General features: G+C 43.9%; 16 protein-coding genes and 1 tRNA gene. 4 read left to right on the top strand and 13 right to left on the bottom strand.

Translation table 11 applies throughout. From position 1 onward, the window contains the following. Nucleotides 1-20: 20 nt before the first annotated feature. Both HUW51_RS23465 and HUW51_RS23460 read left to right on the top strand, forming a co-directional pair. Nucleotides 21-1,355 (top strand): MFS transporter, encoded by a 1,335-nt coding sequence (locus HUW51_RS23465; RefSeq protein WP_185272015.1) that lies wholly within the window; start codon nt 21-23, stop codon nt 1,353-1,355. 581 nt (nt 1,356-1,936) lie between these two features. After that, nucleotides 1,937-2,548, top strand: a complete 612-nt coding sequence (locus HUW51_RS23460) for a PAS domain S-box protein (RefSeq protein ID WP_185272014.1) — start codon at nt 1,937-1,939, stop codon at nt 2,546-2,548. Between the two features lie 203 nt (nt 2,549-2,751). Here the strand turns inward: HUW51_RS23460 and HUW51_RS23455 are convergent, their stop codons facing one another. From HUW51_RS23455 to HUW51_RS23405, 11 genes are all read right to left on the bottom strand, one after another. Next, complete coding sequence (locus HUW51_RS23455) at nt 2,752-3,522, bottom strand: SDR family NAD(P)-dependent oxidoreductase (RefSeq protein ID WP_185272013.1); 771 nt, start codon at nt 3,520-3,522, stop codon at nt 2,752-2,754. A 290-nt stretch (nt 3,523-3,812) separates the two neighbouring features. Beyond that, nucleotides 3,813-4,253 carry a VOC family protein gene (locus HUW51_RS23450; protein ID WP_185272012.1) on the bottom strand — a complete coding sequence of 147 codons (441 nt, stop codon included), beginning with the start codon at nt 4,251-4,253 and terminating at the stop codon, nt 3,813-3,815. 148 nt (nt 4,254-4,401) lie between these two features. Next, nucleotides 4,402-4,836 (bottom strand): DoxX family protein, encoded by a 435-nt coding sequence (locus HUW51_RS23445; RefSeq protein WP_185272011.1) that lies wholly within the window; start codon nt 4,834-4,836, stop codon nt 4,402-4,404. 154 nt (nt 4,837-4,990) lie between these two features. Continuing rightward, a complete protein-coding gene (locus HUW51_RS23440; RefSeq protein WP_185272010.1) occupies nt 4,991-5,617 on the bottom strand; it encodes a TlpA family protein disulfide reductase in 627 nt (208 codons plus the stop codon). A gap of 107 nt (nt 5,618-5,724) precedes the next feature. Beyond that, complete coding sequence (locus HUW51_RS23435; RefSeq protein ID WP_185272009.1) at nt 5,725-6,138, bottom strand: DUF6691 family protein; 414 nt, start codon at nt 6,136-6,138, stop codon at nt 5,725-5,727. A gap of 3 nt (nt 6,139-6,141) precedes the next feature. Next, entirely contained in the window at nt 6,142-6,699 is a 558-nt protein-coding gene (locus tag HUW51_RS23430) for a YeeE/YedE family protein (RefSeq protein ID WP_185272008.1), read from the bottom strand. Between the two features lie 90 nt (nt 6,700-6,789). Continuing rightward, a complete protein-coding gene (locus HUW51_RS23425; RefSeq protein ID WP_185272007.1) occupies nt 6,790-8,133 on the bottom strand; it encodes an MBL fold metallo-hydrolase in 1,344 nt (447 codons plus the stop codon). Between the two features lie 118 nt (nt 8,134-8,251). Then, nucleotides 8,252-9,052, bottom strand: a complete 801-nt coding sequence (locus tag HUW51_RS23420; RefSeq protein WP_185272006.1) for a sulfite exporter TauE/SafE family protein — start codon at nt 9,050-9,052, stop codon at nt 8,252-8,254. A gap of 53 nt (nt 9,053-9,105) precedes the next feature. After that, nucleotides 9,106-9,753: a Crp/Fnr family transcriptional regulator gene (locus HUW51_RS23415; protein WP_185272005.1), complete on the bottom strand. Its 648-nt coding sequence runs from the start codon at nt 9,751-9,753 to the stop codon at nt 9,106-9,108. A 382-nt stretch (nt 9,754-10,135) separates the two neighbouring features. Then, nucleotides 10,136-10,207, bottom strand: a tRNA-Glu gene (locus HUW51_RS23410). Between the two features lie 137 nt (nt 10,208-10,344). After that, a complete protein-coding gene (locus HUW51_RS23405; protein WP_185272004.1) occupies nt 10,345-11,982 on the bottom strand; it encodes an amidase in 1,638 nt (545 codons plus the stop codon). 262 nt (nt 11,983-12,244) lie between these two features. On the opposite strand from HUW51_RS23405, the gene HUW51_RS23400 reads away from it, so the two are divergent. Continuing rightward, entirely contained in the window at nt 12,245-14,161 is a 1,917-nt protein-coding gene (locus HUW51_RS23400; RefSeq protein WP_185272003.1) for a RecQ family ATP-dependent DNA helicase, read from the top strand. A gap of 292 nt (nt 14,162-14,453) precedes the next feature. Beyond that, the gene (locus tag HUW51_RS23395) at nt 14,454-15,344 is read left to right on the top strand and encodes a hypothetical protein (RefSeq protein WP_185272002.1); all 891 of its coding nucleotides are present in this window, start codon (nt 14,454-14,456) and stop codon (nt 15,342-15,344) included. A 145-nt stretch (nt 15,345-15,489) separates the two neighbouring features. Here HUW51_RS23395 and pncA read toward each other — a convergent pair whose 3' ends face one another. Both pncA and fahA read right to left on the bottom strand, forming a co-directional pair. After that, nucleotides 15,490-16,098: a bifunctional nicotinamidase/pyrazinamidase gene (gene pncA / locus HUW51_RS23390; protein WP_185272001.1), complete on the bottom strand. Its 609-nt coding sequence runs from the start codon at nt 16,096-16,098 to the stop codon at nt 15,490-15,492. 167 nt (nt 16,099-16,265) lie between these two features. Next, complete coding sequence (gene fahA / locus HUW51_RS23385) at nt 16,266-17,537, bottom strand: fumarylacetoacetase (RefSeq protein WP_185272000.1); 1,272 nt, start codon at nt 17,535-17,537, stop codon at nt 16,266-16,268. Nucleotides 17,538-17,665 lie beyond the last annotated feature (128 nt).

Raw genomic sequence — 17,665 nt, 5'->3', positions numbered from 1 at the left:
CACTAAACCAAGCGGCACCTATGGAAAAACAGAGTGGCCTTATCCGTAAAACCAATGTTCGTTACGCCATGCTGGCGCTCGTTTTCGTGAATGTAATGATTAATTACCTGGACCGGAGCAACCTGTCGGTGGCAGCAGCGGCATTAAGCAAAGATTTAAGTTTATCTACGGTACAGATGGGCTTAATTTTTTCGGCCTTTGGCTGGACGTATGCGATTTTGCAAATTCCGGGCGGCTTAATTGCCGACCGGATTGGTCCGCGGGTGCTGTACGCAGTTTGTTTAATTACCTGGTCCATTGCCACGGTGTGCCAGGGTTTTGCCCGCGGCTTTGTGAGTTTGTTTGGTTTGCGGCTAGCCACGGGCGCCTTCGAAGCGCCTTCGTACCCCATAAATAATCGTATTGTTACCAGTTGGTTCCCGAACCACGAGCGGGCTTCGGCCATTGCCTTGTACGTGTCAGGGCAGTTTATTGGGCTGGCTTTTTTTACGCCGGTGCTGGTTACCATTCAGTATTATGCCGGCTGGAAAGGCTTATTCGTGACCACCGGTTTGGTAGGTTTAATTTGGGGCTTAATCTGGTATTTCTTTTACCGCGACCCGCTGGATCACCCGCGGGTAAATGCCGAAGAATTAAACTACATTCAAAAAGGAGGTGGTTTGATCGAAGGCAAAAAAATAGACAAAACCCAACCCTCTATCTGGAAATGGATTAATCTGAAGCAGGTAATTGGCAGCCGCAATTTATGGGGCGTGTACATCGGGCAGTTCGCCATGAATGCCATGCTTTGGTTCTTCCTCACCTGGTTCCCGACTTACCTGGTGCAGTACCGGGGCTTAAATTTTATCAAATCCGGCTACCTGGCTTCCATTCCTTTTTTGGCCGCTTGCGCCGGCTTGCTATTATCAGGCTTTGTGTCGGATTACTTAATCCGGCAGGGTAAATCTATTGCCATGGCCCGTAAAACCCCCATTATTATTGGGCTGGTTGTTTCGGCCAGTATTGTGGGAGCTAATTACAGCACCAGTACCACTGCAATCATTTTCTTCATGGCCCTGGCATTTTTTGGAGCCGGTATGGCCTTAATTTCCTGGGTGTTTGTGTCTATTTTGTCGCCGAAGCATTTAATTGGCTTAACCGGGGGCGTGTTTAATTTTATGGGCAATCTAGCCTCCATCATCGTACCGATCGTAATTGGTTACCTGGCCAAAGACGGCGACTTTAAACCCGCGCTGGTTTTTATCGGAGCTTTAGGTTTAATTGGAGCCTGCTCGTACCTGTTCCTGGTGCGCAACATTGAACCACCTATTATCCTAACCGAAGAAAAAGAACCAAAAGTGTTATCGGCTTCATAAATAAAAAACTGCTGCCTTTTATCTAAATTAAACTTTTGGAGAGAGCTAAAAGTAAATTTTTAAAAAATTGCGTGATTTCAACTTTTAACCATTGGTTTATAGTGGTTTAAAGTTGAATCTCGTGGTATAAATATTTTGATGTTAACCTTTAAACTATACTCGCCTGATCCTTTATTCCCAAACAGGCGTAAATACTTTCGGTAATTCGATCGAGAGTCCCCTTCGGCTTTTATGGTTTTCAAAACGGGTTGTACTTTTATTTTTTCTTAAGAAAAATCCGCAATCCGTACTTACCTACTTAAAATCAAAACCTCCTGCATTTCTCTATTTGTATAAGATAAATTCTCATTCCTATTCTGCTTTACAATAAATCAAAATTAACAGTTGGGGAGTGGAACCTTTTAGTTCAGCCATGCTGTCTAGAAATTTGTAAATTAATGCCGATTAGAATTTTTTTAAGTTAACAGGTAAGTATAGTCATCAAATAGATTTAATTCTATGCTTTAAAGATGGCTAAATTTGCCTTATTAACGGATTAAATTAAGTGTTTTAATAATTGTATTATTTTTGCTTTAAATAGAATGGATACTTTTGAGGAAACCAAAAGATTATTAGAGAATTCGCACTTCTACTATATTATTACTACAGACATGGATGGTCATTACTCCTACGTAAACAACCATTACGCCAAATCTTTCGGATCAATGTACGGGTCTATTGTGGGGCAGCCTTACCAAATAACCATGCATCCGGAAGATACGAAAGTTTGCGCGGAAGTATCGAAGCTGTGCTTTACGCATCCCGATAAAACTTTTCCGGCTACTATTCGCAAGCACGATGGGCACGGCGGATTTGTAATTACCCAATGGGAGTACAAAGCTTTGTGGGACGATAATCAACAACCGGCGGGTATTTTTTGTCTGGGTTACGACATTACCAAGTACATATCGCAGCACGAACAATTATTAGATGCTCAAATGCAGGTTGCTCAGAAAGATGGTATCCTCAAAGAAATTGCCTGGAGCCAATCTCACCTGGTGCGAGGACCTTTGTCGAGCATATTAGGTTTATGCATGGTCTTGGAAAGAATGGACATGGATCAAAATTTACGAAATATTATTCAAATGCTGTTGGAAAGCAGCCGGCAACTGGATGAAGTTATAAAATCAAATGTGGAAAAAACTTCTTATTAACTAGTTTGCGAGCTTATAAGAACAGCTATTTTTTAAAATTTTAAAAATATAGCATTAGCCCAGCGCAACAGCTACAGGCCTGACGTATGTAGTGGGGTAATCAATATAGATTTGGTAGGCTTTCCCAAAAACAAACTGTGACGCATGCCCATGATTTAATAGGAAGCAGTTATTTTTGGGAAAGCTTATTTATTTTAAGAAACTTACTGTGCCAGGTATGCTCCATCTACGGGGTAATAAGCGCCCGTAACAAAAGAGGCTTTTGGAGAACTTAACCAGATAACCAGCTCGGCCACTTCCTCCGATTCGCCTAATCTGCCTATCGGATGTAAGCCGGCCAGCATCTGAAAAGTTTCGTCGTTCATGCCGGCTTGGGTAAGCAGGGGCGTTTTTATAAAAGCTGGTCCTACGGCGTTAATGCGGATACCCTTAGCCGAGTACTCTAAAGCCGCATTTTTAGTGAGCCCCACCACACCATGCTTGGCCGCTACATACGCCGCGGAATTAGCAAATCCTACCTGACCCAGGATAGAAGAATTATTTACAATAGCGCCACCGCCATTCTGCAGCATTTGTTGAATTTGGTATTTCAGACAGTAAAACACGCTGCTTAGGTTCACGGCAATTACCTGGTTCCAACTCTCTAGGCTTAATTCGCCAATTGGGTTAGCTTCGCCACTAATCCCGGCATTATTAAAAGCAATATGCAACTGGCCATACTGTTTTACGGTTGCTTTTACCAGGTTTTCACAATCTTCCGGCTTGGCTACATCGGCTTTTACAAAAATAGCATCACCACCGTTTTTCTTTATTTCAGCTACTACCTGGTTGCCGGACGCCTCGTTTATATCCGAAACCACTACCTGGGCGCCTGCGCGGGCATATAGGAGGGCAGTTGCTTTGCCAATGCCCGAAGAAGCTCCGGTTACCAGGGCAACTTTACCAGAAAAATCTTTTTGCGCGTTTGCTTCCATTGTGCTATGTATTTAGTTTTAAATTGCTGATACAATTGAGTTACAAAAGTCGGCTTCCAGATTAATTTTTTTCATGACTTGTATCATACGAGTAAATGATTTTAATTCTAGTTTGGGGCTGGTATGCAGGTAATTAAAAAAGAGGAACGATTAACGGTGGCGCGATAAGTATTCTTACGGCATCAATAACGCACGACCATCAGGCTATGGTTGGGATCCTTAGATTTAGTAGGGCTTAAAGAAAAAGTACAACCTTATTGTTGTACTTTTTCCTATGATTGCCATTGTGTTTAGACCGGTTTATTCGTTTTGTTTGGGGCAAAATCTACCATCCATTCAATCCCATATTTATCTCGAAACATGCCAAAATAAGAACCCCAAGGACTCTGGTCAAAGGGCACTTCCACATTGCCGCCGGCTGAAAGCCCATAAAATAAATTCTCGGCCTCTTCTTGGCTTTTGGCACTTATCGCTATCTTAGACCTGTTTTCCTGCTCATTTACTCTTCCCAAACTTTCTGGCACATCATTGCCCAGTAACATGTTTGGACCAACAGGCAAAGCAATGTGCATGATCTTATTCGCCTCCTTTTCAGGTATAGGGTTTTCTGGGCTGGATATATCTTGAAAACGTATGATTGTTGCGAATTCCCCGCCAAATACGGATTGGTAAAACTGGAATGCTTCCTCGGCATTGCCGTTAAAATTAATATGCGGATTAATAAGGGCCATATTGAGTAATTCTTAGTTTAATTTGACTTAATTTACTGTTTTCTTAATTAAAACTAGCTGCGTTCAGGGTACGATCGCTCACGCAGCGTAAATCTTTCTTGCCGGGCTGGTGCTCTCTGTTAAACGGGGCTTTGCCAGTCTTGTACTACTATGAAGATAAGCTGGAAAGGGCATACTTGCTGGATGCAACAGACTTAAAATCGGACTGGGATAATTTGCTAAGTTTGTGATAAGAAAGGTAAGAAGTAGTTAAGATAGCAAAAATGAGCAGAGGAAAAAAAGTTTGCCCATTAAGCCCATCAACTACGCCATGGCTGATAAAAGCCGCTATTATGGTAAAGCCAAAACCAGCATAGGCCCACTCTTTAAACCGTCCTTTTACAAAGGGAAGTATTAAAGCTAAAGCGCCGGCTACTTTAAAAATGGTAAGCATAACCCGGAAGTAATCCGGATAGCCTAAATGCCGGATTCCTTCGACAGCCAGATCTGTATGGGAGGTGAGCGCTGGCATTACACCTTCAAATAAAAAGATGATGCTGGTCGAAGTCCAGTAAATAATTTTAGTGGTTTTTGATGTACTCATAATTTTAGGAGTGTTTCGTTTCTACAAAGAAAAGCTATAAACGAAATTTCTAGCAGGTATGAATCCGACAGTTTCAGGGGTATTTGCGACAAATTGTAATACCAGGTAAGTTCCCAAAATAGCTTTACAGTTTACGCTCCCTAATGTTTTACTCCTAAATTTTACCTGGTTGAGTCAGGCGCTGCAAAAATTCCCGGAATTCCTGATTGTCGTAATCAGCCATGCCGTCTTTGCGGGTCACGATTTGCCCTTCGGGCGAAATAATAAAGGTTGTTGGGATAACTTGCGTTTCGTAGCTTATTGGCAAAGAGCCATTATGGGTATAAACCGGAAAGGTGAAGCCTTTTTTCTGAATAAATTTCTGCGCTTTAGTCGGGTCTTGATCCAAGGATACCATTACAAACGCTATTTTATCTGAATTGACCTTTTCGTACAAACTTTGAATATTGGGCATTTCGGCGATGCACGGCGGGCACCAGGTTGCCCAGAAATTTAAAAATATTACTTTCCCTTTAAGCGATTCTAGAGAAGTCTGCTCCCCGTTAAGGGAGAGCAGATTAAAATTATAATCAGCAACCAAGGTGGGGGCGGTATTGCCGGAGGGAGAGGTATTTTCATTTATTTCTTCTATAGTAGGTTTTATGAAACCTGTAGCCAAAATTATTCTTTGCAGCTGACCAATAACTTCGGTATGCAGCCCGGTGAGGTACAGTGCCCCAATAACTATCCCGGTTATGATCCACCCTGGTATTTTTTTTATGTTCTCCGTAATAGCATTCATCTTTGGTTGTATTTATTAGGGAAGCTAAACTAAGGAGTAAGCAAATTGGCTTACACCAAAGCTCCTTTCTGGTCTTTGTGCTTGATTATGGCGCCAATAAGAGGTACCTAGTGCGGAATTTTATCTTTTACTACCCCATAAAAGTAGGTACCCAATAACGAGCCGAAGATTATAAGCAACATTGCCCCGTACCCATAGCCTACATTCACAAACATCGGACCCGGACAGGCACCGGTTAAGGCCCAACCTAATCCAAATATGGTTCCACCAATAATATACCTAAACCAGGTTCGGTCTTTATCGTGAAAAACTATCAGATTGTCTTGGGTATCTCTGATGCGAAACTTTTTAATTAAATAAACCGCTATGGTGCCCAAGGTTACCGCCGTGCCAATAATACCGTACATATGAAACGACTGAAAGCGAAACATTTCCTGAATGCGGTACCACGAAATAGCCTCAGATTTCGCCATGATGATCCCAAACAGGATACCCGTAGTTATATATTTTAATCCTTTCATGTCTTAGAAAATTAAGGGTAATAAAAAGTGCGTCATGATTAAGCCGCCAACGAAAAAACCTACCACTGCCACCAAAGAAGGAATTTGCAGATTAGATAAGCCACTGATGGCATGGCCCGAAGTGCAACCACCGGCGTACCGGGCACCAAATCCTACCAATATGCCCCCAACAAGCAAGATCAGAAATCCCTTCGGCGAAGAGAAAAAGACCGGTCCAAATAGTTGAGCAGGATTTAATTGTCCGTCAAAGTTAATTCCTAAAGTCTGTAAGTCATTTACCGTAGCTTCTGATAATTGCAAGGGATGCTCACTTTTCAGGACGGTAGCAGCAATAATGCCCCCTAGCACCGAGCCGAATAAAAAGAGTAAGTTCCATTTCTGAGTGCGCCAATTAAAATCAAAAAATTTAACTTTTTTACCCGCGCCGGCTAGCGTACACAGGGTCCTTAGATTAGATGATACGCCAAATGATTTGCCATACAACAGGAGTAATACCATAATAAAAGCAATTGCTGCCCCCGAAGTATACCAAGGCCAAGGCTGTTTAAGCAATTCCAACATTTTAATTTTTTAAAAATTTGATATAATTAAACCTTTTTACAAGGGCAAAAAATTACTTACTAGATAAAGTAAAGGCCTTTTACCCCGAGTTTATATTTGCTTTAACTCCGTTACCGCTTCACCCATATCGAGTACCGCTACGGGTAGCAAACTTTCCAGAATACTACTGCCCGCCGCTGATCGGTAGCCCCCGGCACAATGCACCACCACCGGTTTATCCGTTGGTATTACATGGGCGCGCTCTCTTAATTCGGGTAGTGGGATGGTGATTGCTTGGTCAAAAAACCTTCCGCTCTTAGTTTCGCTGCTGTTCCGGATATCCACTACCGTGTAATCTTTCTGATTAGTTTGGAAAGCTTGTTTAGAAAATTCGCTGCTTTTTACCCCCTTGGCTCCATCATAAACAAAGGCACCTGCTACGTTCAACTCGTACCCAATTTTAGCGGCTTTCTCCAGCAACTCGTTAAGCTTTTCTTCGGTTTCAGCTACTAAATAGTACTTCTCTTCCGGACCCACAATACTGCCCAACCAAGTTTCAAACTTGTTTCCGTTCTGAATATTAATCGCTCCTTTTGGGTGGCCTTTTTTGAACTCATCCTGGGGGCGCCCATCCACTATTAAAATATTCTGGTTTTCCGGTAGCTCGTTCACAGCCAGTCTTTTTATTTCTTGCAGAGATTGCTTATAGGCTGGTGCGCCTTGTTTGTTAAGGCCTACATCGTAACCAAAGTATTTAGGTACGAAGGGTTGATCTTCCGTTATGATCCGCACAAATTCTGCTTCACTCATCGGTTGGAGCGCATAGTTAGTCTGCTTCTCGGCCCCAATGGTGCTACTGTTCGCTTCCTTCAGCCCTTTGCCACAAAGTGTACCAGCCCCGTGCGCCGGGTACACCAGTACGCTATCATTTAATTGCATTAATTTTTGCCGGGTGCTGTGGTACATCTGGCGGGCCAGTTCTTCCCTTTTTGCCGTAATGCTGCCCGCACTTTCGCGGAGATCTGGCCGGCCTACATCCCCAATAAAAAGGGTATCGCCGGTAAATACCGCTACGTTTTGGCCGTCGTGCTCTAATATAATACTGATGCCATCCGGAGAGTGGCCGGGCGTATGCAGCGATTTTAGTTTAACTTCCCCGATCGGAAGTACGGCTCCTTCGTCAAAAGTCTGATGCGGGTAATCGGCACCTACCAGGCTATGGGCATAAATAATAGCTCCGGTTTGCTGGTGTATTTCCAGGTGCGAACTTACAAAATCGGCATGCGGGTGGGTTTCTATTACCCCTACAATTTTGGCGTTGTTCTTTTCAGCAAAATCATAATAAGGCTGCGGATTCCGGGCCGGATCTATTAATACGATTTCGTTAGTACTTTCACTTAAGATGGCGTAGCCGAATTGGGCTAATCCTTTATCTTCAAACTGTTGTATTTTCATGCGTTAACTACTTTATAAAAATGAAATTTTTAAAATTTTAATGCCTTTTCCATTTTAATACAAATTTATATTCTCCTGCACCCCTGTTCAGTGATGTTTATCACACAAGCTGGAAATATTAAAAATTAGGTAAAAGCTCTTTGATAAGGATATAAATTCCCATTAACAAAACAAACCAGCCAAAACCTTTCTTTAGCTTTTTACCGGGGATCTTTTTGCTCAGTAAGCCGCCCAGGAAAATACCAACAATGGCAATAAAGGTAATGCTAAGCAGAAAAGACCATTGAATAGGAAAATGCCCGATATCGCCGGCAAAGCCTATCAGAGAATTAAGCGCAATGATCATTAGCGAGGTGCCAACGGCTTTCTTCATCGGTAGCTTTACTAAAAGCACCAAAGCCGGGATTAACAGAAAACCACCGCCGGCACCTAATAAGCCAGTAACCAATCCGATTGCTATTCCATAGCCTACTAGCTTTAAAAACCTGACACAATCCGTGCATTCTCGCTCAGGTGCGGTTACTTTGGGCTTTTTAATCATGCTCATGGAGGCCATGAGCATCAGCATCCCAAATAATACCATGGTTAAAAAAGACTCGGTAAGAGTAAATCCACCGATTTTTACAATTTCTTTGGGAATAGCAGGCACCAAAAACTTACGCGTTATAAAAACGGTAACAATGGAGGAGGTGCCAAAATAAAGGGCCGCTTTCAGGTTAACCAATCCCTTACGGTAGTTAGTAATGGACCCAATTAAACTGGTGGAACCAACAATAAAAAGGGAGTAGGAGGTGGCCAGTAAAGGTGGGGTGTTAAACAGGTAAACTATTACAGGTACGGTAAGAATAGAGCCTCCACCACCAATTAAACCCAACGAAATTCCTATGAAGGCCGAGGCCAGATATCCCAGTATTTCCATGACTATTTTTTATAAGTACAAAGGTACTGGGTTATAAAAAGGCGTTCAGTGACTCAAGTCACCGGGAGCTTAATAATTTCGATGTAGTTACGGTGTAATTGCAGGGCACCCCGCTGTTCTAGTTTTTTGAGTAACCGTGAAATTACTTCCCGCGAACTGTTAAGCTCTTCGGCTATTTGCTGGTGCGACAATTTTACTTCGTTGCCTTGCACTTTCTGGTAGCGTTTCAGGTAAAACAATAAGCGTTCGTCCAAGGCTTTAAAAGCCACGCTATCCAGGGTTTGGAGCAATTCTTCGAACCGCTGCCGATAGGAAGAAATTACAAAATGGTTCCAGGTTTTATATTTACCTAACCAACTCTCGGTCAGGTGCGCTGGTATTAAAATTACTTCGGTCGGTACTACTGCCCGTGCCATGATGCCACTCTGGTCGTTACGTACGGTACACATCATCGATAGGGCACAGGCATCACCAGGTTGCAGGTAGTACATCAAAAAATCATTGCCTTCTTCATCCTCGCGGTACACTTTCAATAGCCCGTCCGCCACCAGAATGGTAGAGCGGATAAACTGTCCGGTTTGCAACACGTTTTCCCCTTCATCTAACTGCCGTATTACGCTCTCCTGACTTATTTCGGTCACTAAAGATTCCTCTAAGTGCCTGAATTTTTGTTGAATTACCTCTTTGGTGTCCTGGGCCATGTGGCAAATTTTAAAAAATACTAAAACGCTTTACCAATTCTTTCGGAAGAATCAGGATAAGGTTTCTCTTCTATTAATTACTAATCAGTTTTAATGCTGCCGTATAATTACTCGCTGTTTAAGATCTGGTTATTTATGCTGAATTCTTTAATAAGAGCACTTTTTAGCATCGTTATTTATAAAAAGATGTTGATCTTTCTTTTTTACCAAGCTTTGACTTGCGTACCTCTATTCATTTTTTAATGTACGAAACTTATAAAATCCTGCTTAATACTACATGATTTTTAATAAGATTCTTTGACAATACGCGCCGCTAAAATAAGATGGGTTTTTGATGAGGGATGAGCATAAAAAAAGGAAGTGTTTTACACTTCCTTTTAAGTAGCCCGTAGGGGAATCGAACCCCTGTTACCAGAATGAAAATCTGATGTCCTAACCCCTAGACGAACGGGCCGTCCGTTTAAGTGGTGCAAATGTAGAAGAACTGTTTAATTTTTCAAAACTTCTTTTTTAAATTTTTTAAAATTTTACTCAAATTAAAAAGGCCATGCAGGTAAGTGGCTGCGTTTGTAGTAATTAAAAAAATAAAAATTAAACAGGATTAGTCGTTTTCTTAAAAGTAGGTGGTACACGTTTCTTCGAAGCTTGTTCGTAAGCGTAGGCCAGCTTAATTAATTCGGGCTCGGTGTAGGCGGTGCCAAAAAAAGATAGCCCAATGGGTAAACCATCTACCTGGCCCATGGGCACCGTTATGTGCGGGAAACCCGAGATAGCAGCCGGGGAAGACAAACTGTAACCTGAAGCAGAAGAAGAGTCGCCGTTAATGAGATCAATGCACCACGATGGCCCGTAAGTAGGGCCCGAAATAGCTTGCAGGTTGTTTTCGCGCATTACCGTTTGAATAATGTTGCGGCTGGTGGTTAGGTTTTTCTTTACAGCTTTTTGGTATTCCTGGCTGGTAAGGTCGCCTAAGGCTTCGGAACTTTCCAGTATTTCCTGTTTAAAATACGGCATGGCTTTATCTTCATTTTGCAGGTTATAGGCAATAAGCTCTTTTAATGATTTTACCGGACCTTGGGTTTGCGCCAGGTATTTATTTAAGCCATCTTTAAACTCGTATTGCAAAACTTTAAATTCGTCGTCGCCGAGTTCCCGCATTTTTTTAATTATTTCTACTTCCACAATGGTAGCTCCTTTGCTTTTAAGTACTTTCAGGGCCACTTGGAGTAAGGCTGTTACATCTTCGTGGCCCGTCAGAAAAGCTTTTTCTACGCCAATGCGTTTACCTTGTAACCCATTCGCATCCAGAAAAGGGGTATAATCTTTTAAGGCTTTACCGGTACTTTCTTCGGTAATAACATCGGCTGGATCAGTGCCGGTAAGGGCACCCAACAAAATAGCGGCATCGCGCACAGTGCGTGCAATCGGTCCGGCAGTGTCCTGAGTTTTAGAAATAGGAATAATACCCGAACGGCTTACTAAACCCACGGTAGGTTTAATGCCCACGGCACTGTTAATAGCGGCCGGACAAACAATTGAACCATCGGTTTCGGTGCCTACGGCTATTGCGCACAGGTTGGCCGCCACTGCCACTCCCGAACCCGAACTGGAGCCGCAGGGGCTACGATCCAGCACATACGGGTTTTTGGTTTGGCCACCGCGGCTACTCCAACCACTCGCCGACCGGGTAGACCGGAAATTAGCCCATTCGCTCAGGTTGGTTTTACCCAAAATAACGGCGCCAGCTTCGCGCAAACGGGCGGTAACAAAAGCGTCTTTTGTGGCATGGTTTTCGGCCAAAGCCACCGAGCCCGCCGATGTTGCCATTTTATCGGCAGTATCTATGTTGTCTTTTATTAAAACCGGAATACCGTGCAAGGGTCCTCTGGTTTTTCCGGCTTTTCGTTCCTGGTCCAGGGCATCGGCTATGGTTAAGGCATCGGGGTTTACTTCAATTACGGAGTGCAGGCGCGGACCCGCCTGGTCGATGGCTTTAATCCGGTTCAGGTACAGCTCGGTAATCGAACGGGAAGTATAGGTGCCGTCAGCCATTTTCTTTTGCAAATCCGCAATGGTAATTTCGTTTAACTCAAAATCATCTGGCGCTTGGGCATCGGTGTGGGTAGTTGATTTTTGATTACCCGCACCCGATTGGCAGGAACTTACCAAAATAGTGGGCAAAGCTAAACCGGCCAGGGTTGTATTTTTTAAAAAGTAGCGTCTGTTCATGGGTATTTATTTTGGCTTAAGATACTTTTGGAATCAGAAATAAGAAAGAGCCCCATTCAGAAATATTAGCTGATATTTAAAATTTACAGGAACTATAATTCCGGCGGTTTAGCTGCTTTAAAATTAGCTGATCTAAAAAGATACGGGCGAAGCTTGCCTCAACAAAGGCTTTTAAAATAAAATTTTTAAAATTTTATGCTGTATTACTTCTAAAGAACTAAGGTTTTAAATTCTTAATTTTGGTTTCCAAACATACCGGCAAGTGAAGTTGACCATTCATCAGATTTTACAACAGTACTGGCAATACAACGCTTTTCGACCTTTACAGGAAGATATTATACAAGCGGTGTTGGCGGGCCACGATACGTTAGCTTTGTTGCCCACGGGTGGGGGAAAGTCGATTTGCTTTCAGGTGCCGGCTTTAGCCCGCGAAGGTATTTGCCTGGTTATATCGCCGTTAATTGCGCTCATGAAAGACCAGGTAGAGCAACTGCAAAAAAGAAACATTGCTGCCGTAGCTATACATTCGGGCTTGAGTAAACACGAAATTGATATTGCGTTGGACAATTGTGTGTTTGGGCAAATTAAGTTTTTGTATTTATCGCCGGAACGGCTCCAAACCGATATTTTTCGGGAACGTGTAAAGCGCATGCGGGTTGCTTTGCTGGCCATCGACGAAGCGCATTGTATTTCGCAGTGGGGCTACGACTTTCGGCCCCCGTATTTGCAAATTGCCACTTTGCGCGAGTTGCTGCCCGGCGTGCCGGTTTTAGCCCTGACCGCCACTGCTACGGAAGAGGTTAAGCGCGACATTCAGGAAAAATTGTTATTTACCAATGCCCGAGTTTTTCAGCAAAGCTTTGCGCGGGCCAATTTGTCGTACTCCTGCTTACCCACCGAAGATAAGAACGGCCGGTTATTAGGAATTTTAAAAAACGTGCCCGGCAGCGGTATTGTGTACGTGCGCAGCCGGCGGCAAACCGTGGAAACGGCCAAGTGGCTGCACCGGCAGGGAATAACGGTGGGGGTGTACCACGCCGGCTTATCATACGCCGAGCGCAACAAGGCCCAACAAAACTGGATTGAAAATAAAACCCGGATAATAGTAGCTACCAACGCCTTTGGAATGGGGATTGATAAACCGGATGTGCGTTTGGTAGTACATCTGGATTTACCCGAAACCCTGGAAGCTTATTACCAGGAAGCTGGCCGCGCCGGGCGCGATGGCCGGTATTCGTACGCTACCGTTTTGTTAGGCCCGGCCGATGCCACGGATTTGTTAGCTAAAGTAGATGAAGCGTATCCGCCCATAGAAACTTTAAAACGGGTGTACCAGGCTTTAGCCAATTACTACCAAATGGCGGTGGGCAGCGGCGAGTTGGTATCGCACAATTTTGAAATTGATGATTTTACCCGCACATATAAGTTAAAAGCCCTGGAAGTACACCACGCCATCCGGAAACTGGAAACCGAAGGTTTGCTGCAGTTAAACGAAGCTTATTTTGCGCCTTCAAAAGTTTTTTTCGCGGTTAATCACGAAGAAATTTACAAATTTCAGGTGGCGCAACCCGAGTTTGATCCTCTAATTAAAGCTTTACTAAGATTATACGGCGGTAATTTGTACACCAGTTTTGTGAAAATCAATGAAAAACAACTGGCCGGTTTTTTAAGCACTTCTGATGCAGCTGTTCGCAAATCGTTAGAATACCTGCACCAACGAAACATTGTGGAGTACGAGCCGCAGCGGGAAGCGCCGCAAATTGTTTTTACCACTCCCCGCTACGATGCTGCTAACCTACCGCTGGATTATAAAAAATTAGCCCAGTTCCGGAAAACGGCCCTGCAGAAAGCCAAAGCGGTAGTTAATTATTTGCAAACAACCGACCGCTGCCGCACGCAATTATTACTGGCGTATTTCGGGGAGTTTACCGACGAATATTGCCGGGTTTGCGATTATTGCCTGGCGCGCAAAAAGTTGAAACGCCAGGAAAAAAACGATAAAATGCTGCGCGAGCAATTGCTGCAACAGCTTACCCAACAATCCTGGCATCCGCAGGCGCTTACTACCCGGTTTGAACCAAAATACAAGGCCGAACTTACCGGCCTTATCCGCGAACTACTGGATCAGGGAATTCTGCAATACGACGAAGAAGGTAAACTACACTTGATGAAAGGCTAATTGTACCTGATACTTTTCTGCCGAAAATTAGAACGTGTAAACTTTACGTGGCGGGGCAACTCCGCCCCAAAAATCACAAGCTAAAACTACCACCAATCAAGCTCCTTCCGGGAGCTTTTGTTTTTTACTGCTGCGGATAAAAATAAAGGTACTATCCGAAGAAATTTTTAAAATTTTTTAAAAGCGAGGCAACCATTCGCCGGTTTATTCCGACCTGTTAGTGATTCCGCCCGGTTCATCCGTCTGATTTAAAATTTCTATTCTAAACATTTTAACTAATTAATTTACTCTTATGCTAAAACATGTATTCCGCAACCGGCTACGCTTGCTGGTGCCTTTTTTCTTGTTGTTCTTGATTAGTTGCAGCGACGACGACAGCAACAATACGCCCGATCCACCCGCTGATACAACCCAGATTAAATTACAAAACAGTGCTTCCCTGGGCAGCTACCTCGTAGATAAAGATGGCAGAACCTTGTATTACTTTTCTAATGATGCCAATGGTCAAAATAACTGCGCGGGCGGCTGCGAAGCGCTTTGGCCTTACTTTAACGTAGATAATTTAACCGCCGATAAGTTAGGCGATGGTTTAGATTTATCCGATTTTGCTACCATTACGGCCGCTAATGGTAAAAAACAATTAACTTATAAATCATGGCCCTTGTATTACTACGCCCCAGCTACCAACGGCACCAATACCCTGGAAGCGCCGAACCAAACTACCGGCGAAGGAGTAGGAGGAGTGTGGTTTGTGGCTAAACCCGATTACACCATTATGCTGGTAAATGCCCAGTTAGTGGGCAACGACGGGAAAAATTACAAATCGGATTATACCGAAGGAGAAGGTAAAACCATTTACTTTACCGATGGCAAAGGCTTAACCCTCTACGGTTTTAAACCCGATAAAGCCAACAAGAATACGTACACCAAACCCGATTTCTCGAATAACTCGGTATGGCCCATTTACGAAACCGATAAAGTAGTAGTGCCATCTACCCTGGATAAAGCCTTATTTAGTACCACCGATGTATTCGGCAAAAAGCAACTTACCTATAAAGGCTGGCCTTTGTATTACTTCGGGCCGGATGCCAATACCCGCGGCAACAACAAAGGAGTAAGCGTTCCGGCACCGGGCATATGGCCCGTTATTACCAAAGATATTGCTGCTGCCCCGCCGCAATAGCCCTGCTGGGAAAAGTAAATTTTTAAATTTTTTCGTTTTTAACTAAGCTATAAACGGTTAAATTCATTAGGTACAAAAAACGGGTGGCAAGTAGTTGCCACCCGTTTTTTGTATTTTATAAGCAGATAATTCAATAATCAAAATCTTATAATAAAGCGCCGCTTTGGATAATTTTACCGCCACGTTCGTGTATTTCTGTTTTAGCTTTTTCAAAGCCTTCTGCGCTAATCGCGCGGGTGGCATCTTCAATCAGAAAAGTTTTAAAGTTTTCCTGCAAAGCATCTTTAATGGAGTAAAATACACAGTAATCAGCGGCTAAACCCGCTACAAAAACCTGGCGTACTTGCTTGCCCCGCAGGTAATCGGCGAGGCCGGTGCTTTTGCGGTGGCCATTGTCGTAAAAACCACTGTAGGAGTCAATCTCCGGGTCGGTGCCTTTCCGGAAAATAGCTTCTATTTTTGGTTGATCTAAAGCTGTGGCAAATTCGGCGCCCGGAGTGCCTTGTACGCAGTGGTCGGGCCAGAGTACCTGGAGCAAACCGTTTAAATCGATGCTGGAAAATACGGCCTGGCCGGGGTGCTGCGAAGCAAAACTTTTGTGTACCGCCGGGTGCCAGTCCTGGGTAGCTACCACCAGATCAAAATGCGGTTGCAATTGGTTTACTACCGGAATTATTTCGTCGCCGGCTGGCACGGCTAAAGCGCCACCCGGCAAAAAATCATTCTGAATATCAATTAAAAGTAAAGCTTTCATGGTAAAAATTTAAAATTTTTTCTGGTCTGCTGAAGTTCGTTCCGGAAGTTGTGGTACAACCATTCCTGCGAAATGCGAATAAGGTTAAGGACTATTGAAAATGATAATTTTTAAAAATTTTAATTTCCTGGCAGCGTTTCTTTGCGCTATAATACAACCAGCTTGCGTTAAACAGCCGGTAAAATCTTGTTGCGCAGTTCGCCAAAACCAATGCGCACACCGTTACGTTCGGCGCAACCTTTAAATATAATGGTATCGCCATCCTGCAAATAAGTACGCGTCGATTCGTCGGGTAGTACAATGGGCTTGCTGCCATTCCAGGTTAATTCCAGCAAAGAGCCGTAGGAGTCGGGTTCTGAACCGCTAATGGTGCCGGAAGCATATAAATCGCCGACTTGCAGGTTGCAGCCGTTGCTGGTTTGGTGCGCCAGTTGTTGATTAATGTTCCAGTAAAGATAACGCGGATTGGTTTGGCTTATGAGCACGGAAGGTTGCTGGGGTGCCTGCAGGTATACTTTTAAACTAATGTCGAAGTGCTTATTACCGGCTGTTTCCAGGTAAGGCAGTACCGCGGGCGATTGTGTAGGTCCTGCTACCCGGAATGGTTCGAGGGCATCCAGGGTAACTACCCACGGCGAAATAGCCGAAGCAAAACTTTTACCCAAAAACGGGCCTAAAGGCTGCTGTTCCCAACGCTGAATGTCGCGCGCTGACCAATCGTTAAATAATACCAAACCAAATAGGTAATCGTCGGCTTGATTAGCGGTAATGCTGGTGCCTAAGGCAGTACTAGCACCGGTGATAAAGCCAATTTCCAATTCAAAATCGAGTTGTTGGGTGGGCATAAAAGCGGGTAAGGGCGAACCGTCAATTTTTACCTGCCCTTTCGGCCGGTGAATGGAAGTACCCGAAACTACGATAGAAGAAGCCCGGCCATGATAGCCCACCGGCAAATGTTTCCAGTTCGGGGAAAGGGCGTTTTCCGGGTCGCGGAATAATAGCCCAACGTTGGTAGCCGATTCCAGGCTAGTATGAAAGTCGGTGTAATTGCTGATTTTTACGGGTAAATGCAGTTGGGCATCTACTTGTTTCACCAGGCAGCGCCGCATCAAATCCGGGTTATCGCGGATTTCGGCGTTATCGTTGCGCAGCAAAATAGAAACCCGGTCGCGGACCGCCCGCCAACATGGTTTGCCCAGAGCAATAAAATCGTTCAGAAAAGAGCGGTTAAATACATTGGGGTCCAGGTTTAGCAAATCAAACAAACCCTCCTGACCCAGAACACATAAATCCAGAATATAATCGCCAAGGGCCACGCCCACCCGCGGATCTTGCTCGCCCACGCTAAAAACTCCAAAAGGTAAATTCTGAATCGGAAATTCGCTGGTCGGAGAAATTTGAATCCAGGAATGCAGGTTCGGGTCGTTTGCTTTAAGCATAACTTAAAATCTAAAAATTAGACGTAAGGGTACCGGAATAAGCTAAAATACGAAATAAAAAAAGCCGAAGCTATAAATACTCCGGCTGCAACATCGCTTTTTAGCCCTCCAATCACCATTCTTAAACA

Origin of the sequence: Adhaeribacter swui (assembly GCF_014217805.1) — a bacterium.
Taxonomy (GTDB): Bacteria; Bacteroidota; Bacteroidia; order Cytophagales; family Hymenobacteraceae; genus Adhaeribacter; species Adhaeribacter swui.
Note: the sequence above shows the minus strand (reverse complement) of the source record. Positions and strands in the feature narration are given on the sequence as shown.